This window comes from Burkholderia sp. D-99, from assembly GCF_011605345.1.
Classification (GTDB): Bacteria; Pseudomonadota; Gammaproteobacteria; order Burkholderiales; family Burkholderiaceae; genus Burkholderia.
The window spans coordinates 16763-37236 of record NZ_JAAOXM010000001.1; the positions used below are offsets into that span (position 1 = coordinate 16763).

Annotated in this window: 19 protein-coding genes and 1 pseudogene; 12 read left to right on the forward strand and 8 right to left on the reverse strand. The window is 67.4% G+C overall.

Features of this window, described 5'->3' with window-relative positions:
* Positions 1–19 precede the first annotated feature (19 nt).
* Positions 20–211 (forward strand): oxidoreductase-like domain-containing protein, encoded by a 192-nt coding sequence (locus HAV18_RS40140; RefSeq protein WP_021158182.1) that lies wholly within the window; start codon positions 20–22, stop codon positions 209–211.
* Positions 212–292: 81 nt separating this feature from the next.
* Here the strand turns inward: HAV18_RS40140 and HAV18_RS00095 are convergent, their stop codons facing one another.
* Positions 293–1753 (reverse strand): MFS transporter, encoded by a 1461-nt coding sequence (locus HAV18_RS00095; protein ID WP_166950901.1) that lies wholly within the window; start codon positions 1751–1753, stop codon positions 293–295.
* 170 nt (positions 1754–1923) lie between these two features.
* On the opposite strand from HAV18_RS00095, the gene HAV18_RS00100 reads away from it, so the two are divergent.
* The 4 genes and pseudogenes from HAV18_RS00100 to HAV18_RS00115 all read left to right on the forward strand — a co-directional run bounded on the left by HAV18_RS00100 (position 1924) and on the right by HAV18_RS00115 (position 4994).
* Positions 1924–2796: a LysR family transcriptional regulator gene (locus HAV18_RS00100; RefSeq protein ID WP_166950904.1), complete on the forward strand. Its 873-nt coding sequence runs from the start codon at positions 1924–1926 to the stop codon at positions 2794–2796.
* 766 nt (positions 2797–3562) lie between these two features.
* A pseudogene (locus HAV18_RS00105) lies at positions 3563–4036 on the forward strand (Hcp family type VI secretion system effector).
* The gene (locus HAV18_RS00110; RefSeq protein ID WP_166950907.1) at positions 4033–4422 is read left to right on the forward strand and encodes a DUF3592 domain-containing protein; all 390 of its coding nucleotides are present in this window, start codon (positions 4033–4035) and stop codon (positions 4420–4422) included. The pseudogene HAV18_RS00105 and the gene HAV18_RS00110 overlap by 4 nt, the downstream one beginning before the upstream one ends.
* A gap of 80 nt (positions 4423–4502) precedes the next feature.
* Entirely contained in the window at positions 4503–4994 is a 492-nt protein-coding gene (locus tag HAV18_RS00115; RefSeq protein ID WP_166950909.1) for a hypothetical protein, read from the forward strand.
* 143 nt (positions 4995–5137) lie between these two features.
* Here the strand turns inward: HAV18_RS00115 and HAV18_RS00120 are convergent, their stop codons facing one another.
* Positions 5138–6037, reverse strand: a complete 900-nt coding sequence (locus HAV18_RS00120; RefSeq protein WP_166950912.1) for a LysR family transcriptional regulator — start codon at positions 6035–6037, stop codon at positions 5138–5140.
* Positions 6038–6135: 98 nt separating this feature from the next.
* Between HAV18_RS00120 and HAV18_RS00125 the strand changes: the two genes are divergently transcribed.
* Positions 6136–7119, forward strand: a complete 984-nt coding sequence (locus tag HAV18_RS00125; protein ID WP_166950915.1) for an NAD-dependent epimerase/dehydratase family protein — start codon at positions 6136–6138, stop codon at positions 7117–7119.
* 132 nt (positions 7120–7251) lie between these two features.
* The gene (locus HAV18_RS00130; RefSeq protein ID WP_166950918.1) at positions 7252–8643 is read left to right on the forward strand and encodes an RtcB family protein; all 1392 of its coding nucleotides are present in this window, start codon (positions 7252–7254) and stop codon (positions 8641–8643) included.
* A gap of 413 nt (positions 8644–9056) precedes the next feature.
* On the opposite strand, the gene HAV18_RS00135 is transcribed toward HAV18_RS00130, so the two are convergent.
* The 5 genes from HAV18_RS00135 to HAV18_RS00155 form a co-directional block, all read right to left on the reverse strand.
* Positions 9057–9758, reverse strand: a complete 702-nt coding sequence (locus HAV18_RS00135) for a DUF2848 domain-containing protein (protein ID WP_166950921.1) — start codon at positions 9756–9758, stop codon at positions 9057–9059.
* 49 nt (positions 9759–9807) lie between these two features.
* The gene (locus HAV18_RS00140; protein WP_166950924.1) at positions 9808–11115 is read right to left on the reverse strand and encodes an MFS transporter; all 1308 of its coding nucleotides are present in this window, start codon (positions 11113–11115) and stop codon (positions 9808–9810) included.
* 91 nt (positions 11116–11206) lie between these two features.
* A complete protein-coding gene (locus HAV18_RS00145) occupies positions 11207–11896 on the reverse strand; it encodes a DUF4286 family protein (RefSeq protein WP_166950927.1) in 690 nt (229 codons plus the stop codon).
* A gap of 98 nt (positions 11897–11994) precedes the next feature.
* Positions 11995–13041 carry a LysR family transcriptional regulator gene (locus HAV18_RS00150; RefSeq protein ID WP_166950930.1) on the reverse strand — a complete coding sequence of 349 codons (1047 nt, stop codon included), beginning with the start codon at positions 13039–13041 and terminating at the stop codon, positions 11995–11997.
* 341 nt (positions 13042–13382) lie between these two features.
* Positions 13383–14174, reverse strand: a complete 792-nt coding sequence (locus HAV18_RS00155; RefSeq protein WP_166950933.1) for an SDR family NAD(P)-dependent oxidoreductase — start codon at positions 14172–14174, stop codon at positions 13383–13385.
* A 400-nt stretch (positions 14175–14574) separates the two neighbouring features.
* On the opposite strand from HAV18_RS00155, the gene HAV18_RS00160 reads away from it, so the two are divergent.
* Entirely contained in the window at positions 14575–15456 is an 882-nt protein-coding gene (locus HAV18_RS00160) for a neutral zinc metallopeptidase (protein WP_166950936.1), read from the forward strand.
* 38 nt (positions 15457–15494) lie between these two features.
* On the opposite strand, the gene HAV18_RS00165 is transcribed toward HAV18_RS00160, so the two are convergent.
* Positions 15495–15773 carry a hypothetical protein gene (locus HAV18_RS00165; protein ID WP_166950846.1) on the reverse strand — a complete coding sequence of 93 codons (279 nt, stop codon included), beginning with the start codon at positions 15771–15773 and terminating at the stop codon, positions 15495–15497.
* 127 nt (positions 15774–15900) lie between these two features.
* On the opposite strand from HAV18_RS00165, the gene HAV18_RS00170 reads away from it, so the two are divergent.
* The 4 genes from HAV18_RS00170 (at position 15901) to HAV18_RS00185 (ending at position 20465) form a co-directional block, all read left to right on the forward strand.
* Positions 15901–16641: a LuxR C-terminal-related transcriptional regulator gene (locus HAV18_RS00170; protein ID WP_166950941.1), complete on the forward strand. Its 741-nt coding sequence runs from the start codon at positions 15901–15903 to the stop codon at positions 16639–16641.
* A gap of 50 nt (positions 16642–16691) precedes the next feature.
* Positions 16692–17363, forward strand: coding sequence for a hypothetical protein (locus tag HAV18_RS00175; RefSeq protein ID WP_166950944.1), 672 nt, complete (start codon positions 16692–16694; stop codon positions 17361–17363).
* Positions 17364–17551: 188 nt separating this feature from the next.
* Positions 17552–19054, forward strand: coding sequence for an aldehyde dehydrogenase family protein (locus HAV18_RS00180; RefSeq protein ID WP_166950948.1), 1503 nt, complete (start codon positions 17552–17554; stop codon positions 19052–19054).
* A 70-nt stretch (positions 19055–19124) separates the two neighbouring features.
* Positions 19125–20465, forward strand: coding sequence for an aspartate aminotransferase family protein (locus HAV18_RS00185; protein WP_166950952.1), 1341 nt, complete (start codon positions 19125–19127; stop codon positions 20463–20465).
* Positions 20466–20474 lie beyond the last annotated feature (9 nt).

The window sequence follows — 20474 nt, forward strand, 5'->3', positions numbered from 1 at the left end:
CCGCCATTCGATTTTCGCCGTGCCCACGCCTGCCCCCACCGATCCGTCCATCGACGATCCGCGTCCGACCCCGCCCGTACAGCCCGAACTGGAAGACTGCTGCAACAGCGGCTGCTCGCCGTGCGTCTTCGATCTCTACGATGAAGCACTGGCGCGCTATCGCGTCGAGCTGGCCGAGTGGGAAGCGCGGCACGCGCAACGCAAGCCATAACGACAAGGCCGATGCCGGCGAGCGGTGCGCATTGACTGCGCGCGTTTCGAGCCGAGCCGGCGGCGCGCGTCCGGTCCCGCTTCACGCGCCTGCATGCAGCCGCCGATGCAACGGCCCGAGCATGGCCGACAGCGCGACGCACACGAGCAGCACGGCCGTCAGCGCGAACATCGACGTTCTGAAGCCCTGCACGTAATCGAGCGCGGCCGGATGCGCGCCGAGCCGGGCGAAGAACACGCCGCCGAGCGTGGCTGCGCCAACCGCCGCGCCGATCTGCAGCATCGCGGTGACCATGCCGGATGCAACGCCCGCGCGCGCCGTATCGACTTCCGCGAGCACGATCCGCACGACCGACGGCAGCACGAGGCCCTGGCCGATGCCGATCGCTGCGATCCCCACGTAGAAGCCGGCGCCTGGCGCGGCTGCACCGGCAAGCGCGGCGGCCGTCGCGACGCCGGCTGCGAGCATCGCGAAACCGAGCGTGAGCACGCGATAGCCGCCGAACCGGCCGACGAGTCGCGGCATCAGCAGCGGGCTCGACAGGAAGCCGAGCCCGAGCGGCAGGATCGCGAGCCCCGACGCGAGCGGCGACCAGTTCAGGCAGCCCTGCAGGTAGATCCCGTAGCTCAGGAAGAACGCGCTCAGCGTATAAAACAGGAACGCCAGCACGAGCCCGAGCGCGACGACGGGGTTCCGGAACAGGCGCACGTCGAGCAGCGGATCGTGGCCGCTCGCGAGACGGCGCGCCTCGACCGCCAGCAGCGCGCCGAGCATCGGCAGCGCGCCGACGAGGCACGCGACCATCCACAGCGGCCAGCCGGCCTCGCGCCCGTGCGTGAGCGGGTAGACGAGCATCAGCAGGAACAGCGACAGCAGCGCCATGCCTGGCACGTCGATGCGCTGGCCGCGCGGCGGCCGGCTTTCCGGGATGAAGCGCCAGCTGCCGATCAGCGCCAGGATGCCGATCGGCAGATTGACGAGGAAGATTGCGCGCCAGCCGAGCCCGAACGGATGCAGGCTGATCAACGCACCGCCGCCGAGCTGGCCGATTACGGCCGCGAGGCCGAACACGAAACCGTAGAAGCCCATCACGCGTACCTGCTCCTGCGGGCTGAACACGTTGCGGATCGTCGCGAGCACCTGCGGCGCGAGGATCGCGGCGAACAGGCCCTGCAGCACGCGGCCGCCTACCAGCACCGCGCCGCTGCCGGCCAGCCCGCACAGCGTCGACGCGACGACGAAGCCGGCCATCCCGATCATGAACATGCGCTTGCGGCCGTACAGGTCGCCGAGTCGGCCGCCGGTGATCTGCACGACCGCGTTCGCGCACGCGTACGCCGACACGACCAGCTGCAGCTCGGCCGGGCGCGCGCCGATGCCGTCGCGGATGGCCGGTAGGGCGAGATTCACAATGAAGTAGTCGAGCGGCGGCAAAATCGCGCCAACCAGCAGGACCACCAGCGCCCAGCCGTGGTGGCTGCGTGGCGGCGCTGCGGCGGCCGAGCCGGCCGGTACGCAGGGGGCAAGGGTGTCGTGGGTCATGAAAGCAAGTCCGAAGGAATGAGGGCCGGATCCAGGCCGGACCCGCCGCCGGGCGCGCCGGTTCGACCGGGGGCGGGCGATTGACCGACATTCTGGGCGGCGGCAATGAATCGGAAAAGCGGGAATTGGTGGTAGCATCCATCGGGTTACTCGATGGATGGAGAATGGCGATGCGCGGTTTCGACCTGGATCAGTTGCGTACTTTCGCGGCGGTCGCGGACGCCGGCAGCCTGACGGCCGCCGCGCCGCTGCTGCACCTGTCGCAGTCGACGGTCAGTGAGCAGGTGCGCAAGCTCGAATCGCGCGCCGGCGTGCCGCTGTTCGTGCGCAGCAAGCGCGGGGTCGAGCCGACCCCGGCCGGCTCGCGGCTGCTGCAGCACGCGCGGCGCATCGTCGCGCTGAACGAGGCCGCGTTCGACGAAGTGCGCGGGCAGGCGATCAAGGGCGAGCTGCGCGTCGCGATCACCGATTACTACCGGACGAACGAAGTCGCGGGCCTGCTCGCCCGGCTGCGGGAGTGCTACCCGCAACTGAGCCTGCACGTCAGCGCGATGAAGAGCGCGGATATCGAGGCGGCGCACGCGCGGGGGCAGGTCGATCTCGGCGTGGTGATGCACCTGTCGAGCGGGCCGTTCCGGCCGGCGTCGGCCGATACGCGCTGGGTGCTGCGGCGTGAGCCGCTGTCGTGGGTCGCTTCACCCACGCTCGCCGAGCAGTTGCCCGAGCCGTTGCCGCTCGTGCTGCTGCCGGACGACTGCATGATGCATCAGGTCGCGGTGCGCTCGCTCGACGAGCAGCACACGCCGTACCGGCTCGTGCACAGCGCGTCGGGGGTCGCGGGGCTGCAGTCGATGCTGGCGGCGGGGCTCGGTGTGGGCTGTCTGTGCGCGTCTGCGATCGGCGAGGGCATGATGCGGCTCGGCGCGAAATACCGTCTGCCGCCGCTGCCCGACGCGGTGTTTTCTCTGACGCCGCCGATGCCGGGCGAACGCGAAACCGTCACGCAGGCGCGCGAGGTGCTGTCGCGGCAATTGCTGATGTGAAGCGGCTTCGAGCCGGACGACGGTTCAGGCGTGCCGGTTTGAAATGCGAAAGCCCGCACGTCTGGTCCGGCAGGCCGGACATCTACCGCACGCGTTCTTCTCAATGCGCGAGGCGTTGGCAGGGGCCGGTGGCCTGCCGGATTGGGCTGCAACTGCAGTCTGCCACCCGCGTCATTGTGTCTACCCACTCGTATCTTCCTCACCGGATTGACGGGCTACCCCTGAATACAGGGAGGCGAAGTCTGACCCAAGGTCACAATTAACCGGCGAAGATTGACGAATAAAGAAATATGAGATTGTCGAATTGGGTTAATCGCTCGAATGCGACACTGATCTACTCCCACACTTGAATCGACTGCATGTGACGTACGTCGGTCGCATCGACGCAACGGCCCGCACTGTCATTGGCTGCGACCTGATCGACGTCGATCGATTGGAGGCAGTGATCTCAGTCACATCATGTTGTCGAGCAATGCGGGTCCGAAAATTGTTCGAATCCGGATGTCCCATGTTTGCCGTGCCAACCGGTGCGATGCTGTGAGCTGCCGATCAGCTGCCGGTGCGCACCGATTGACACGGGCGGATTTCGAGCCGGAGCATGGCTTGCTTGTGAATATATTGTGATGATTTCACATTCTCCCCTCCATTCTGTCGCTACCTTGTCTTGGCAATATTGAGATGAATGGGAGTGGCGACATGGTAGTGTCGTGCGATTTGACTATTACGGATTTGTCGAATTTTGGGCGTTGCTGTGTCTGGAGGCGCCATGTCGGATATGTTTGTCAAGATTGACGGAATTTCCGGTGAATCGCAGGATGAGTTTCATCGGGACGAGATTCAAGTAGATGGATGGAGATGGAAGATATCTCAGTAATCATCGATGCTTTCCGGGTCGGGTGGTGGGGCTGGTAAAGCAACAATTAACGATCTGGAATTTATTCATCAAATCGATCGGGCAAGTCCTAATCTTATGCGCTATTGTCTGACGGGGCGGCATATTCCCAAGGTGGTGCTGACGGCCAGAAAGTCTGGTGGAACTCCGTTGGATTTCCTGAAAATCACAATGGAAGATGTTGTGATCACGGAGGTACAGTCGATTGTCGCTGAAAGCAGCTATTGTGAGCATGTGAGCCTTTCATTTTCGCGAGTCAAGCAAGAGTACACTTTGCAAGGCAGCTTGGGTGGAGGCGCCGGGACCGTCACGGCAAGCTTTGACATCAAAGAGAACCGAGATCGATGAGGCGACGAAATTATTTTGCGTTGTTGATTGGCGGTGTCCTCGCTCTCGTAACGGCCTACTGTGTAATCTCGAATATTCATTTCCTCTCGACCTCGGAAGTCGCTACCGGAAAGGTGGCTCATTTCGAATTCGGCAAGCACCATCCTGTGATCGCATTCGATGCGCAGGACGGACGGCATTACGAAACTTCAGTGAGCTCATGGTGGAATTTGGAGATCGGTCAATCCACGCAGGTGCGTTACTATCGCGACGACCCGGAAGGGTCGGTAACGATTGACACCTTTGCGGATCACTGGGATTACATATTGCTATTGACGTTTCTGGTGATGGTTACTTTGATCGCGGGATTTCGAGGTGTGCGGTTTAGAGAGGATTTGGGGCAATGATTTTAAGAAGGAGCCGATGGAGGTTCAATACAAGTGCTGGCTCCGGGGTTGGTTATGGTCCATTCAATTCCGAGGCCGGTATGTTTGCGCTCAGTGATGTTCAAGGTGAATCGCATCGATATGTTTACGCTGGATTCGGAATTGGAAGGTCCATTGTCTTGGCTTCACTTGTCAAATTTTCAAAATTATCTCTTCCGAGAATAGTGATAAAGAATAATTCCTTGGGCGGCACGGGGGCTACCACCGAATTTACAAGTGCTGGCGGACTTTTCCTGACGGATTCGTTCAAAGGTGTAGACCTGACGGACCCCAAGAGTCTCGAAGGAGGGACAGTCTACTTCCAAGGGGCCGGAGGTTACCTATTTGGCGGTGCGGGCTCGTTAATGCTGCTCGGCCTCAATCGATCCCTGCTCATGATGGGCATCGCAAAGCCGGGCTTCATTGGTATGGCGATCAGAAGTGCGCCAGCGGCGCTGTGGGTGGCCGGCTTTAATGAAGGGCTGCAAGATGCGGTGGGATATTCGTACATGTTTGGCCACCTTGATTACAAGGGCTTGTACAGCGCCGAATAAGGCAATCGTTGCGTTGACCGCGCACGCGTTCTGCTCAGGCAGCTATGGATTGTCCGAACCGGAGGACGGGGGCCAGTGACGCAGGCGAGAGAGGTGCTGGCGAGGCGGTCGCTGTTGTGCCCCCCCTTCCTGGCGCGCAACGGTCACACTTGCTCGCCGTCGACGTACTCAAGCAACCCCCGCACCAGCGCATCGAACGTCGCCCGGCAGCGCGGGCTCGTGCGCAAGTCCTCATGCATCACGACCCAGGTTTCCAGCTGCATCGCAGGCCCGTCCGGCAGCACGCGCACGAGCCGCGTATCCCGCTTCGCGAGCCCGGTCTGGCAGAAGCCGATCCCGTAGCCGGCGCGGATCATCGCGAGCTGCGCCAGGTTGCTGTCGGTGCGCAGCGCGAACGCCTCGCGCTTCCACAGCGGCATGCCGCGGCCCGCCGAGCGGATGAACGGCGTGACCGTGTCGAAGCCGATCAGCGCGTGATGCGCGAGTTCGTCGATCGTCGCGGGCGTACCGTTGCGTGCCAGGTAGTCGTCGCGCGCATACAGCGCGACATCGATTTCGCCGATGCGCCGCGCAACGAGCGCCTCCTGCGCGGGCGGCGCCATCCGGACCGCGATGTCGGCCTCGCGCTTGAGCACGTCCTGGATGCGGTCGGTCGGCACCAGTTCGATGACGAGCCCCGGATGGTGACGCCGCAATTGCGCGAGAATCGGCGGGAGCACTTCGACGGCGATCACGTCGCTGGCCGAAATCCGCACGATGCCGCGCACGCCGGCGCCGTGGCTCGCGGCCGCGCGCTCGAACGCGGCCGCCGCGCTGCGCAGCGCCTCCGCGTGGCCGCGCAGCGCGAGCGCCGCCTCGGTCGGCAGCAGGCCGGACGGCGAGCGCGTGAACAGTGTCTGGCCGAACCCGGCCTCGAGCGCCGCGACGTGGCGGCCGGCCGTCGGCTGCGTGATGCCGAGCGCGCGCGCCGCACCGGACAGCGAGCCTTCCGTCAGCACGGCAAGGAAGGTGCGGTAGCGTTCCCAGTTCAGATCGGTGGTCATGCATAAATGTATAGCTGATCCATTGGGTTCGGCAATTCCTTGGTAGCCAACGGCGCGCCAGAATGCGTGTCATGACGGTTCATTCAAGGAGAGCGGCAATGACGACCCACGCAGGCGGAACGCAACGACAGGCCCTCGTGCTCGGTGCGAGCGGCGGGATTGGCGGGGAAGTCGCGCGACAGCTGCGCGATGCGGGCTGGCAGGTACGCGCGCTGAAGCGCGGGCTCGACGCCGAGCTCGTGGAGCGCGACGGCATCACCTGGATGCGCGGCGACGCGATGGACCGCGACGCGGTGGTCCGGGCCGCGCGCGGTTGCAGCGTGATCGTGCACGCGGTGAATCCGCCCGGCTACCGGAACTGGGCCGGGCAGGTGCTGCCGATGATCGACAACACGATCGCGGCGGCGAAGGCGGAGCAGGCAACCGTCGTGCTGCCGGGCACGGTGTACAACTACGGCGCCGACGCGTTTCCGGTGCTGCACGAGGATGCGCCGCAGCATCCGTCGACGCGCAAGGGCGCGATCCGCGTCGAGCTGGAGCGCCGGCTGCAGGATGCGGCCGGGCATGGCGTTCGCACGATCATCGTGCGCGCCGGCGATTTCTTCGGGCCGAAGCTCACCGGCAACAGCTGGTTTGCGCAGGGGTTCGTCAAGGCCGGGCAGCCGGTCGCGGCCATCAGCGTGCCGGGGCGGGACGGCATCGGGCATCAATGGTCGTATGTGCCGGACGCCGCGCGCACGATGGTCGAGCTGATCGAGCGGCGCGACACGCTGGAACCGTTCGCGCGCTTTCACCTCGGCGGGCACTGGGACGCGGACGGCACGCAGATGGCGGAGGCCGTGCGCCGCGTCGCGCAGCGGCACGGGCTGCGTCCGACGGTGCGCAAGTTCCCGTGGTGGCTCGTGTGGGCCGCGGCGCCGTTCGTCACGACGCTGCGCGAATTGCTCGAGATGCGCTACCTGTGGCGCGAGCCGATCCGGCTGGACAACACGCGGGTGACCGCGGTGCTCGGCCGCGAGCCGGTCACGCCGCTCGATACCGCGATCGAGGCGACGCTGGCGGGGCTCGGGTGTCTCAAGTGAGCAACGGCGGCGCGCGAACGCAATCGCGTTCTGCTATGATCCGCGCTCCCTTCCTCGACGCTGCTGCAGGAAGGTACCCACGACCGCCGGAAAACCGGAGGTCGCGTCGTACCTTTTTCATTTTCAGCAGCGATGTCTACTTTTCCTCGCTTAAAAAAGGCCTTGCAACGGCAAGGCATCCGTGTCGACTATCACGCCGGCATCTATCACCTGCGCAATGAACTGACGCAGGCGTCCGTCCTGCTGCCCGATTCGCTCCCGCTCGAGGAGAAGGCCGTTCAGCAGTTGCTCGCGTTCGCGGCAGTCCGTTCGCCGGACGGCCATCAGGGCGTGTGCAAGGCGTGCGCGACGCCCGACTTTCATCCGGGCGGGGTCGCGCCCGTCGGCTCGATCGTCGCGACCGACGACGCGTTCGTGATTCCCGCCGCGATCGGCACCGATATCAATTGCGGGATGCGTCTCGTCACCACGGGCCTCAAGCGCTCGGCGCTCGCGCCGTTCGAGACGGCACTCGTCGAGCGGCTGACGCGCGCGATTCTCGCGGACCGGCGCGACGTGCCGGTCGCCAGCGACGCATTCCGCGCGCTGTTCGACGCGGGCCCGGCGGCCTTCGTCGATCGCGTCGCGCGGCAGGGGCTGTGGGCGCACGTCGACCGCGATCGGCTCATCGACGAACTGTCGTCGTGCATCGGCCTCGACCGGTTCGACGGCAGCGCGAAATATGCGCCGGACGCACACGTCGGGTCGCGCGAGGTATTCCGCGATCCTTGCCTCGGCACGCCTGGGTCGGGCAATCACTTCGTCGAACTGCAGGTGGTCGACGAAGTGTTCGATCGGCATGCGGCCTACCGGGCGGGACTCGCAAAGGACGATGTCGTCGTGATGATCCACAGCGGGTCGCGCGACGTCGGCTTCTACGTCGGGCGACGCTGGATGGACCGGGCGCGCGCGGCATGGCCGGCAGGCGTCAGGCATCCGGAAAGCGGCCTGTACGGCCTGTCCGGCGAGCTGGCACGCGAGTATCTCGTCGCGATGGGCACGGCCGCGCGCTATGCGTGGCTTAACCGTGTCGTGCTTGCCGAGATGGTTCGCAAGGAACTGGCGGAGCTCACCGGCGAAACCCGTTCGGCACTCGTGGTCGACGTGCCGCACAACGTCGTGCTGCGCGAAAACGGGATGAACATCCATCGCAAGGGGGCGACACCGGCCCGCGACGGCGATCTCGCGCTGATTCCCGGATCGATGGGCGATGCGTCGTTTCTCGCGACCGGGCTCGGCCATCCCGACTGGCTGTGGTCATGCAGCCACGGCGCCGGCCGCAGCGTGCGCCGGCAGGCGGTGCGGCGGATGCGCACCGAGCAGGCACCGGGCACGTGGCGCTGTGTCACGCTGCGCGACGAGCGCCGCATCGAGGAGGCGCCGGAAGCCTACAAGCCGATCGGGCCCGTGATCGATGCGCAGGAGCAGGCCGGCCTCATTCGCAGCGCGGTTCGGTTGAAGCCGTGGGTCACGTTCAAGGCATGACGGGCGGCGGCGTGGGCCCTGGCCGCCGCCGTGGCTTGCGCCACGGCCGGCGGTACGTCGTCCGTTTTCGCGTGACTTGGGCTGCGCCCGGGCACCGGAAAGCGTCCTGGCGAACCGAAGAACCCGCGGGACAACAATTTTCCACATACCCGGGCGCGTCCGATGAGCATCATGGCGGTCAACGTCGATAAAGCAAAAGCGGGGGCGCAATGTTGCATTTCGGATGGAAAGTGTCGGTTGCGGGGGCAATCATGTTCGGATTGAGCGGGTGCACCAACCTGGTCGGTCTTCTGTATTGCGACAACTCGCAGTTCAACTTCCCGGACTATCACTGCTTTCAGCCGTACTAGCAGGAGCCGGCGCGGCTACAGAAAGCCGTCGCACCCGTGTGCCCCACGATGCCTCATGGCCCGTCACGCGACGACCGGCAACACCTCCACCGCATAGTGGTGCCGAAGGCTGCGCCCGAGCAGCGGATCGTGCAGTTCCATTTCGAACGCATCGCCGTCGCCCATTGCCGCGATCGCGCCGTGCACGGCGACCGTGCCGCCATACATCGCGCAGCGCGCGGGCATCGTGCGGCGGTCGTCGAAGCGATGCCACAGCACGTCGGGCGCGAGCAGGCCGCTGACCGCGCCGTGCTGGTACGCCGTCCGCTCGCCATCGCGCGAGATCAGCCACGCACGCATCTCGATCGCATCCCAGTGATCCGCGACGTCCGCGTAAAGCCACGCGTCGCGGCCGAGCGGCTTTGCGCACACCTGCTTCGACACCGCGACGCCGTATGCCTCGACTTCGCGATCCGTATGATCGGAGCCGACGGTCACGAGCGTGCCGGCCGGGCTGTCGACCAGCACGCATTCGATCTCGCCACCCGAGCGCGCGCCGAGCACGCTTATCGACGGCGCCTGCGTGAGCAGCGCGGCCGACACGCGATAGAAGCAGGGCGTGGTCGACGGCGGCGCAACGCCGAGCGCCGCGAGTTCGTCGATATGCGCGCGGATCGCGGCCGGATCACGCCCGGCCCAGCCGGCGATCACGACGCGCTCGATCTCGACGTCGACCGCGGCCGGTGCGTGTTGCCGGGAAATCACGTTGAACGACAGGGTTTGCATGCGGGTATCCGTTTGAAGTGCGAAGGAATGAAACGACTGACGGCGACGCTCAATCCGCGAGCGGCTGGTGCGCGGTTTCGCGTGCGGCAAGGAGCGCGATCGACGTGACGACGAGCGCGGCGGCGACGTATAGCGAGACGGCCGTCGTTGTGCCGGTCTGCCGGAACAGCGCGGCGATCACGAGCGGCGCGAAGCCGCCGCCGACGATGCCGGCGAGCGTGTACGCGAGCGACGAGCCCGCATAGCGCACGCGGGTCGGAAACTGTTCGGTCACGAACGCGCCCTGCGGGCCGTACATCACCGCGTGGATCACGAGGCCGATCGCGACGGCCGCGACGATCGCGCCCGGGCGTGCCGAATCGAGCATCGCGAAGAACACGAACGCCCACACGATGCCGGCGAGCGCGCCGGCGAGATAGACGGGCCGGCGGCCGAAGCGGTCCGATAGCGCGCCGAAGAACGGCACTGCGAGCGCGTTGCAGGCCGTGCCGATCATCACGGCCGTCAGTGCGACGGGGCGCGACAGGTGCAGCACGGTCGTCACATAGGTCAGCGTGAACACGACGATCAGCGCATACAGCACGTCCGAGCCGATTCGCGAACCGCCCGCGATCAGCAGGCGTTTCCAGTGGTACTTCAGCACGTCCGCGACGGGCACCTCGGCGGTCGCGTGCGATTCGGCGAGCTGTTCGAACTGCGGCGTTTCGTCAACACCGCGCCGCAGCCAGAAACCGAACACGACGAGCAGCGCGCTGGCCGCGAACGGCACGCGCCAGCCCCACGACAGGAAGTCCCCCGACGTGGTCGACAGCGTCACGAGCGCGATGCAGCCGGTGCCGAGCAGCGTGCCGAACGACGGGCCGATCTGCGTCCACGATGCGGACAGCCCGCGCCGCTTCTGGTCGCCGTGCTCGACCGACAGCAGCACCGCGCCCGCCCATTCGCCGCCGAGCGCGACACCCTGGACGAAGCGCAGCGCGACGAGCAGGATCGGGCTCAGGATGCCGGCCTGCGCGTAGGTCGGCAGCGCGCCCATCAGCGCGGTCGTCACGCCCATCAGCACGAGCGTGAGCATCAGCACCGCGCGGCGGCCGATGCGGTCGCCGAGATTGCCGAACACAAAGCCGCCGAGCGGTCGCGATACGTAGCCGACCGCATAGGTCGAGAACGCGAGGATCGTGCCGGCCAGCGGATCGACCGACGGGAAAAACAGGTGGTTGAAGACGAGTGCGGCGAGCGTGTTGTAGATCGTGAAGTCGTACCACTCGAGCGACGTGCCGATCATGCTCGCGGTCGCGAGTCGGCTGTTGCGGACGCGGCGGGGCGCGTGGGCGGCGGGCTGGGCGAGAGTGCTCATGGTGTCGGGCCTGTCGTGACGGGGAACGGGATGAAGTGCCGGGCCGATGCGCGGATATGCATCGCGCAGGCGGTGCGGCCGGTGCGGGCGATCAGGCCGGCAATGCGGCGACGGCGGCGGGCTCGGCGTCGACGTCGCCGCGTGCAGCATGCAGCGGTGCGGCGGCGCGCCACAGCAGGTCGAAGGTGCGCACGTCGTCGTGCCCGGCGAGCGTGGCCGCCACGCGGCGCGTCGTGGCCGCATCGCTGCCTTCGATCAGCACGAGCGCATCGGCGGCCGGGCGGGCGGCCGCGTCGGCGCCGATCGGTGCGGACAGCTCGGGCGCGGTGCGAAAGAGCCGCGCGGCGTGGATGCCCGGTTCGTGCAGCACCTCGTCGAAACGCTCGCGCAGGTGCGGCACGTCGATGCGATCCGGCGGCAGCACGAACAGCGCGAGATGCACGCCTTCGCCGTCGCCGGCCTCGATCGTCAGTTCGCCGACGCGCCGCTGCGTGCCCGTCATGCGCTCGAAGTTCGCGAGCGACCAGGCGGTCTGCTGCGTGAACGCGCGCCGGTAAGCGTCGCCATGGAACACGTCGAGCGCGTCCGTCACGTACAGCGCGAGGTACTTGCGCGGGCCGCCGTCGGTCGCGCGAAAGCGCCGCGCATGCGTGAAGCCCGGAATCGCGACACGTTCCTGCATGTGCTCGCGGTCGTACCACGCGTTGAAATCGACTTCGTGCGCGGGGTCGATATCCGTCCAGACGCAAAGCTGGCCGTGCGGAAGGGGGAAGCGGGTCATTGCGGGTTCCTCGTGACGGGGGTGTCAGGAACCGCAGTGTCCCGAAGACGGGCCGCGCCCGTCCAACAAGAAAACAAATTCGTGGTGAACAGGTTTTCTTATGAGCGGCGCGGGCGGCGTTTCGCGGGGGAGGTGGCGGGCGGTGCGGATTGCGCCGTGCGCTTCGTTTTCGCAGGCGCTTTGGCTTTTGCTTTCGTCGCGGGACGGGCGGGTGTGTCGTCCACGCGATCGGGCGTGACCGCTGCCGCCGGCCTGGCGTGGCTTGCGGCGGCCGACATCGCGCGCGCGACTTCGCTGGCCAGTTCCGCGATGCGCGCGGCCACCGGCAGGCCCTGGCTGCGGTACGTCGCGACGAGCGGCAGCGCGGGGAACTCGGGTTCGACGTCGAGCAGTTCGAGCGCGCCTTCGTGCAGTTCGCGCCCGATGATCGCGGGCGGCAGCGCGGCCACGCCGAAGCCGTCGGCGACGAGGCGGATCATCGCGGCGACCGACGTGATGCAGTTGATGCTGGCCGGCCGCTCGACGGCCGCGAACAGCCGCTCGATCGTCGCGTGCGGCCCCGAGTGGCGCGAGAAGCTGATGATCGGGAATTCGGCCAGGCGCGCGACGTCGAGCGGCTGGCCGCCGAGCCCGAGGCGCGGGCTGGCCGCCCAGCGCACCGGGAATTCGCACAGCGGCAGGTTCGTGAAGTCGGGGCCCGGCACCGGGTCGGTCTGCAGGATCAGGTCGACGCCGTCGGTGCTGAGCAGGCGGATCAGATGCAGCGTGGTGTCGCTCGTGATCTCGACGTCGAGGCGCGGATAGCGCTCGCGCAGTTGCGCCATCAGCGCGGGGAACCAGCTGTGCACGATCGATTCGATCACGCCGATCCGGATCAGGCCCGCGTCGCTCGCCGCGTCGATGTCGCGCCGCATTTCGCCGTCGAGCCGCACGATCCGCTCCGCATAGGCCAGCATGCGCCGGCCCGCGGGCGTGAGCGTGGCCGAGCGCGTGTTGCGGTCGAACAGGCGCACGTCGAACGCTTCCTCGAGCGACGCGATGCGGCTCGACACGGCGGCCTGCGTCGTGTGCAGCTTTTCGGCCGTGAGCCGGAAGTTTTCCAGCTTCGCGAGCCAGACGAAGGTTTCAAGAAACCGGATGTTCATCGAAGTCCGAAACGTGAGGCGGTGCCGGGCGGGGCGGCGGGATCGGTCGATGGTAGCGGATTTTCGGGGCGGGGAAACGAGCGGGCGGCGCGGTGTGTGTCGTGGGTGGGGGGGACGGGCGGCCGCGTGCCGGCGAGCGTGCAGGACACGCCGGGTGTCACGACGCGTTACGCGGGTGGTGTGCCCGCGTGCTTTAGAGCGTGTCGAACTTTTCGGGGCGGGAAACGAGCGGGCGGTGCGGTGCGCGCGTCGTGAGGCCCTGACGGGCGGCGGCGTGCCGGCGAGCGTGCACGACACGCCGGGTGCAACGAAGCGTCACGCGGGCGGTGTGCCCGCGTGCTTCAGAGCGTGTCGAACGCGAGCGTCGGCACGTCGACGACCATCGCGCCGCCGTCCGCGACGAGCGTCGCACCGGTCACGAACGACGCGTCCGGCGACGCGAGGAACGCGCAGACGGCCGCGATCTCGTCCGGATCGGCCGCGCGGCGCAGCGGCACGTCGGCGCTGACGCGCGCATACGCGCCGTCGAGCGTGTCGCCGTGCGCCGCCATCAGCGGTTCCATCTCCGCATCGGCCATCGGCGTGCGGACCCAGCCCGGGCACACCGCATTCGCCCGTACGCCGTGCGGTCCGTAGTCGCGCGCGAGCGACCGCGCGAGCCCGAGCAGCGCGTGCTTGCCGACCGTGTAGCCGCACACGCCGGGCCCGGCCGCGAGCGCCGCGATCGACGCGACCAGCACGATGCTGCCGCGCTGCGCGATCAGGTCGGGCAGGCACGCGCGCGCGCTGACGAACGCGGTGTCGAGGTTCGCGTGCATCGCGTCGCGCCACTGCGCGTCGTCGGTTTCGTCCGCGCGGCCGAGCCCGTGGCCGCCCGCGCATGTGACGAGCGCGTCGACGCGTCCGAAGCGTTCGGCGATATGCGGCAGGAAACGTGCCCAGTCGGTGGCGCTCGCGGCATCGCCGGCAAGCGCGAGGCCGCCCGTTTCGGCGGCCAGCGCGTCGAGCGGCGCCTGACGCCGCCCGATCAGCACGACGCGGTCGCCGCGGCTGGCGAAGCGGCGCGCACACGCGGCGCCGATACCGGTGCCCGCGCCGGTGATCGCGATCGTGCGGGGTTGCGGGTATGTCATGTCGTGCTCCGGAAGGGTGTCGTTCCCGGCCACTTTAGGCGGCGCCGGCGAGCGCCGGTATCAGCCGAAAGGATGAACGCGGGTGGCATCCGGCCGGCAACGTCGGTCGCCGCCAATTTTGCAAAGGCTGACGATGTCCGGCACCGAATCGCTCTATCCTCCACATTTTTGCGATAAGTCACGAAAGCCCGGCAGAATAGCGCGGGCGGGCCGCGTATCGACGCGCGGCGCATCGGTTGTCCGATTCCGTCGTGCGAGCGGAGCGGCGGGCTGGTGGTCTCGGCACGAGCGCACCCCCCATGCGCGGCCCTTGCATCGGCCGAGGATCGTGCCACGACAACATATCGCCCGGTTGCGCGCTCGCGCGCCGGACCATCGACAAGAACAGGGAGGGCCGGCAATGAGGCTGGACGACGAAAGGGAAAGCACGAACGTCGAGGATCGCCGTGGCGCCGGCGGGTTCGGCGGCGGGCGTGGAGCGACGATCGGCATCGGCACGATCGTGGTCGCGTTCGCCGCGTCGTATTTCTTCGGGATCGACCCGCGCGTGATACTCGAAGGCGCATCGGCGCTGCAGGGCCGCCAGCAGCAGGCGCAGCCCGCGCCCGCGCAGCGGCAGGGCGTGCCGTCGAACGAGCCGGGCGTGGTGTTCACGCGCAAGGTGCTCGGCAATATCGAGCGCACGTGGACGGGCGTGTTCAATACCCAGCTGCATGCGCAGTACCAGCCGCCGACGCTCGTGATGTTCACGAATTCGACGCCCACGGCGTGCGGCACGGGCCAGACGGCGATGGGGCCGTTCTATTGCCCGGCCGACCGCAAGGTGTACATCGATCTCGGTTTCTACGACGAGTTGCGCAAGCGTTTCGGCGCGGGCGGCGATTTCGCGCAGGCTTACGTGATCGCGCACGAAGTCGGCCATCACGTGCAGAACCTGCTCGGCATTTCCGACAAGGTCGACGCCGCGCGCCGGCGCGCGAGCCAGGCGCACTCGAACGCGCTGTCGGTACGGATGGAGCTGCAGGCCGACTGCTTTGCCGGCGTGTGGGCGAACAACGCGCAGCGCGCGAACCAGCGCCTGATGGAACCCGGCGATTTCGAGCAGGGGCTGAAGGCGGCCGCCGCGATCGGCGACGACCGGCTGCAGCAGCAAGGGCAGGGCTACGTCGTGCCGGAAAGCTTCACGCACGGCACCAGCGACCAGCGCGTGTACTGGCTGCGGCGCGGGATGGAATCGGGCGAGTTGAGCGCCTGCGATACGTTCGCCGCGAACGCGCGTTGACGCGAGGCGCGCGCGTCAGCGCGCCTGTGTCGTCCTGGTCAAACCGGCCGCACGGGCGGCACGGGTGGCGTTGCGCGTTGCGCAACGTGAACGGGCGGCACCAGCCGCACCAGCCGCACCAGCCGCACCAGCCACACCAGCCACACCAGCCACACCAGCCACACCAGCCACACCAGCCACACCAGCCACACCAGCCACACCAGCCACACCAGCCACACCAGCCACACCAGCCACACCAGCCACACCAGCTCCACCAGCTCCACCAGCTCCACCAGCTCCACCAGCTCCACCAGCTCCACCAGCTCCACCAGCTCCACGGGCCCCACCGGCCCCACCGGCCCCACCGGGACGATTTGCCGATTTGTGCTCACCGGCGCTTTTCGGCGCCGGTAGGCTGGCCCGAACTTCAATATTCGATGCGTTCGCCCGCCAGCCGATTCCACCATGCCGACCCCATCCGTTCCCGCCGACCCGGCCGCCGCCGACTGGCTGCGCGCGCTGCGCGCGTGCGTGGACGCGTTCGATGCGTTCGCGAGCCCGTCCGCGATCGTGTTCTACCGGCTCGACCAGAGCGGGGAACCAGCGGATTTCGAGCTGTTCGGGATGCCGGAATCGATGCATCGCACCTATGTCGCGCGCTACCGGATGCTCGATCCGCTGCATCCGTCGCGTTGCGCGGCCGGCGAACGTGCGGTCGTCACGCTTGCTTCCCAATTGCCTGATGAAAGACGCGATGCGTCCGCGTACTGGACCCGTTTCCTGCGGCGGCACGACGTGGCCGACGTCGTCGAGATCTGGCTGCGCGACGCGGGCCGGACGGTCGGCGCGTTCTCGCTGCTGCGCTTCGGGGCGGGAGAAACGTGCGGCGCCTTGCCCGGCAACAGCACGGCCGGGCGGTTCGCACCTGGCGAGATCGACGCACTCGCGCGGCTGCAGCCGGTTGTCGAAGCCGCGCTGAGCCCGCTGCTGCGGGCCCGGCGCGGGATCCACCGGATCGGCTGCGAAGAGCGGCTGACCTACCGCGAGGAGCAGATCGCGCGCCTCGTGCGCGACGGCCGCTCGAACAAGGAGATCGCCCGCGATCTCGCGCTCGGGCAACCGACCGTCAAGACGCACCTGATGCGCATGTACCGCAAGCTCGGCGTGTCGAACCGCACCGAACTGGTGGGGGCGCTGTTCCTGTAATTCATCGGATAATTGCGGTCCGGACTTCGAACCATCGCGATCGCCGATTCATGAATACCCAAGCCAAAGCGCTGCTGGCATTGCTGGTCGTCTCGCTGGGTGCCTCCACCCCGGCCTTCGCACACGAGGGCGAGCCCGATACGTGTCTCGTGCTGCAACCGACCCGGATTGCCCCGGAGGACGTCGGCGAGGCCGGCAACTATTCAGGCACCGGGTGGCTAGGACTGGTACCCGACGGGAACCACTGGAAGCTCGCGCCGGCACGCGTCCGGTTCGAACCGGTGCAGCCGGCAGGCGACATCGTCGACATCCAGTCCGACCTGAAAAAAGCCGTGGCGCTGTTTCGTTGCAAGTCGCTCAGGCAGGGCAAGGTCGATGCGGCGAGCCTGGTGTTCACGAAGGACGGAAGGGCGATCGAGCCCGGCGCCGGCCCGCTGCGCTTCGGTTTTCACGGCCGTCGGTACGAACTGCGCCACACGGTATCCGGTGCGGTGATCGTCGAAGGCGGCGGCAAGCGGTCGATCCTGCATGATTTCGGCGGCAGCTCGCCGCCGTTCAGCGCATCGCTGATCTGGGCCGGCGATCTCGATCGCGACGGCCGGCTGGATGTCCTGATGGAATTCGAAAGCGACCTCGGTGCGAGCTTTTGCCTGTTCACGTCGGGCAGTGCGAAGGAAAACGAACTGGTCGGTCCCGCGGGCTGCATGGAAGTCAGCGGCTGACCGGTGTCGCTCCCGGGCCGGCTTTCTGCGTCGGCCGCCAGTCATCCCACGGGGTTCGAACCCGCCACCCTCGGCGCTCACGCGCTGCCAATTTGCGCTCACCGGGCGCGATCCCTCGTCGATACAGTGGTCCGACGCCCGCGTGCCCTCACGCACGCGGCTAGCCACGACAATCTAACGAGACGCCCATGAGCACCACGAACTACGTCGCCGTCAGCGACACCGTGCGCACTTTCGTTGCGCGCGATTTCGGCCTCTTCATCGACGGTGAAATGCAGCCCGCGCACGCGGCCGCGCGACTCGACGTGTACGACCCGGCGACGGGCGAGCGGCTCGCGACAGTCGCGGATGCCGACGAACGCGACGTCGACCGCGCGGTCGCCAGCGCGAAGCGCGCGTTCGACGCGCGCGTGTGGAGCGGCCTGCGCCCGGCCGACCGCGAACGCATCCTGCTGAAACTCGCCGACCTGATCGAGGCCGACGCCGAAACGCTCGCGCAGCTCGAAACGCTGAACCAGGGCAAGTCGATTCACGTGTCGCGCGCGATCGAGGTCGGCGCGAGCGTCGAATACGTGCGCTACATGGCCGGCTGGGCGACCAAGATAACCGGCCAGACGCTCGACGTGTCGATCCCGTTCCCGCCCGGCGCGTGCTATACGGCCTATACGCGCAAGGAACCCGTCGGCGTGGTCGCGGCGATCGTGCCGTGGAATTTCCCGCTGATGATCGCGGTGTGGAAGCTGATTCCCGCGCTCGCGGCCGGCTGCACGATCGTGCTGAAGCCGTCGCCGGAAACGCCGCTCACCGCGCTGCGCCTGGCCGAGCTCGCACGCGAAGCGGGCGTGCCGCCCGGCGTGTTCAACGTTGTCACGGGCGGCCGCACCTGCGGCGCCGCGCTCGCGAGCCACCCGTCGATCGCGAAGATCTCGTTCACGGGCTCGACCGCGACCGGCAAGCTGGTCGGCGCGGCGGCCGTGCAGAACATGACGCGCTTCTCGCTCGAGCTCGGCGGCAAGAACCCGATCGTGATGCTCGACGACATCGACGTCGCGCAGGCGCTCGACGGTGTCGCAGCCGGCGCGTTCTTCAACCAGGGGCAGGTGTGCGCGGCCGCGTCGCGCATCTACGTGCATCGCAGCAAGTTCGCGCAACTGGCCGACGGCCTCGCGGGCGTCGCGCAGTCGATGAAGCTCGGCGCGGGCCTCGACACGACCGCGCAGATCAACCCGCTGGTATCCGCGCACCATCGCGACAAGGTCGTCCAGCACATCGAAGGCGCGCGCCGCGCGGGCCTCACGTTCCTCGCGGGCGGTACGCCGGCCGACGACCTGCCCGGCTACTACGTGAAGCCGGCGGTGATCGCCGATCCGCATCCGGACAGCGCGATCGTGCGCGACGAAGTGTTCGGCCCGGTGATCGTCGTCGTGCCGTTCGACGACGCGGCCGACGCGGTGCGCCTCGCGAACGCGTCGCCGTACGGCCTCGCCGCGAGCATCTGGAGCAACGACCTGAAGCGCGTGATGAATCTCGTGCCGCAGATCGAGGCCGGCACCGTGTGGGTGAATTGCCATATCCCGCTCGATCCGTCGATGCCGTTCGGCGGCTACAAGCAATCGGGCATCGGCCGCGAATTCGGCCAGTACGCGATCGAAGGCTTCACCGAAACCAAATCCGTCTGCATCGCGCACTGACGCGCGGCATCAACCTCGAACCCTGAACCCGAACGACCCAGGTTCAAACGATCCGACAGTGGAGACTGCAATGAGCTACAACGAAGCAAAATTCTGGCATCCGATGGTGCACCCGAACGAGATGAAGCAGCGCAAGCCGATCCGTATCGTGCGCGGCGACGGCTGCTACGTGTTCGACGAAGAGGGGCGCAAGCTCGTCGACGGCGTCGCGGGCCTGTGGAACGTGAACGTCGGCCACAACCGCCAGGAAGTGAAGGACGCGATCGTGCGCCAGCTCGACGAGCTCGAATACTTCCAGCTGTTCGACGGCATTTCGCATCCGCGCGCGGAAGAACTGTCGAAGAAGGTGATCGACATGCTCGAACTGGAAGGAATGCGCCGCGTGCTGTACAGCTCGGGCGGCTCCGATTCGATCGAGACCGCGCTGAAGATCGCGCGCCAGTACTGGAAGGTGCGCGGCCAGGCCGATCGCACGAAGTTCATCTCGCTGAAGCAGGGCTATCACGGCACGCATTTCGGCGGCGCGTCGGTGAACGGCAACACGGTGTTCCGCCGCAACTACGAGCCGAACCTGCCCGGCTGCTTCCACGTCGAGACGCCGTGGCTGTACCGCAACCCGTTCACGCAGGACCCGGAGGAGCTCGGCCGGATCTGCGCGGAAATGCTGGAACGCGAGATCCAGTTCCAGAGCCCGGACACGGTGGCCGCGTTCATCGCGGAGCCGATCCAGGGCGCGGGCGGCGTGATCGTGCCGCCGGCCAACTACTGGCCGCTCGTGCGCGAGGTGTGCGACCGCTACGGTGTGCTGCTGATCGCCGACGAGGTCGTGACGGGCTTCGGCCGCAGCGGCAGCATGTTCGGCAGCCGCGGCTGGGGCGTGCGCCCGGACATCATGTGTCTCGCGAAGGGGATCTCGTCGGGCTACGTGCCGCTCGGCGCGACGGTCGTGAACGCGCGGATCGAGGACGCGTTCGCCGCGAACGCCGATTTTGGCGGTGCGATCATGCACGGCTACACGTATGCGGGCCACCCGGTCGCATGCGCGGCCGCGATCGCGAGCCTCGACATCGTCGTGAAGGAAGACCTTCCGGCGAACGCGGCGAAGCAGGGCGCGTATCTGCTCGAAGCGCTGCAGTCGTTCCCGGAACGCTTCGCGGCGGTCGGCGAGGTGCGCGGCAAGGGGCTGATGCTCGCGCTCGACCTCGTCGCGAACAAGGCAACGCGCGAGCCGATCGATCCGCTGTCCGGCTATGCGAACGCGGTCGCGGAAGTCGCGCGCGAGAACGGCGTGCTGGTGCGTCCGGTCGGCACGAAGATCATCCTGTCGCCGCCGCTCGTGATCCAGCGCGAGCAGCTCGACCGGATCGTCGACGCGCTCGCGGCGGGCTTCGAGGCCGTGCCGTTCGCGTGATGGCGTGAT

Bases quoted from the DNA above. Each gene is read 5' to 3' on its own strand.
- HAV18_RS00095 (WP_166950901.1), bottom strand. From the start codon at position 1,753: ATGACCCACGACACCCTTGCCCCCTGCGTACCGGCCGGCTCGGCCGCC.
- HAV18_RS00100 (WP_166950904.1), top strand. From the start codon at position 1,924: ATGCGCGGTTTCGACCTGGATCAGTTGCGTACTTTCGCGGCGGTCGCG.
- HAV18_RS00110 (WP_166950907.1), top strand. From the start codon at position 4,033: ATGAGGCGACGAAATTATTTTGCGTTGTTGATTGGCGGTGTCCTCGCT.
- HAV18_RS00115 (WP_166950909.1), top strand. From the start codon at position 4,503: ATGTTTGCGCTCAGTGATGTTCAAGGTGAATCGCATCGATATGTTTAC.
- HAV18_RS00120 (WP_166950912.1), bottom strand. From the start codon at position 6,037: ATGACCACCGATCTGAACTGGGAACGCTACCGCACCTTCCTTGCCGTG.
- HAV18_RS00125 (WP_166950915.1), top strand. From the start codon at position 6,136: ATGACGACCCACGCAGGCGGAACGCAACGACAGGCCCTCGTGCTCGGT.
- HAV18_RS00130 (WP_166950918.1), top strand. From the start codon at position 7,252: ATGTCTACTTTTCCTCGCTTAAAAAAGGCCTTGCAACGGCAAGGCATC.
- HAV18_RS00135 (WP_166950921.1), bottom strand. From the start codon at position 9,758: ATGCAAACCCTGTCGTTCAACGTGATTTCCCGGCAACACGCACCGGCC.
- HAV18_RS00140 (WP_166950924.1), bottom strand. From the start codon at position 11,115: ATGAGCACTCTCGCCCAGCCCGCCGCCCACGCGCCCCGCCGCGTCCGC.
- HAV18_RS00145 (WP_166950927.1), bottom strand. From the start codon at position 11,896: ATGACCCGCTTCCCCCTTCCGCACGGCCAGCTTTGCGTCTGGACGGAT.
- HAV18_RS00150 (WP_166950930.1), bottom strand. From the start codon at position 13,041: ATGAACATCCGGTTTCTTGAAACCTTCGTCTGGCTCGCGAAGCTGGAA.
- HAV18_RS00155 (WP_166950933.1), bottom strand. From the start codon at position 14,174: ATGACATACCCGCAACCCCGCACGATCGCGATCACCGGCGCGGGCACC.
- HAV18_RS00160 (WP_166950936.1), top strand. From the start codon at position 14,575: ATGAGGCTGGACGACGAAAGGGAAAGCACGAACGTCGAGGATCGCCGT.
- HAV18_RS00170 (WP_166950941.1), top strand. From the start codon at position 15,901: ATGCCGACCCCATCCGTTCCCGCCGACCCGGCCGCCGCCGACTGGCTG.
- HAV18_RS00175 (WP_166950944.1), top strand. From the start codon at position 16,692: ATGAATACCCAAGCCAAAGCGCTGCTGGCATTGCTGGTCGTCTCGCTG.
- HAV18_RS00180 (WP_166950948.1), top strand. From the start codon at position 17,552: ATGAGCACCACGAACTACGTCGCCGTCAGCGACACCGTGCGCACTTTC.
- HAV18_RS00185 (WP_166950952.1), top strand. From the start codon at position 19,125: ATGAGCTACAACGAAGCAAAATTCTGGCATCCGATGGTGCACCCGAAC.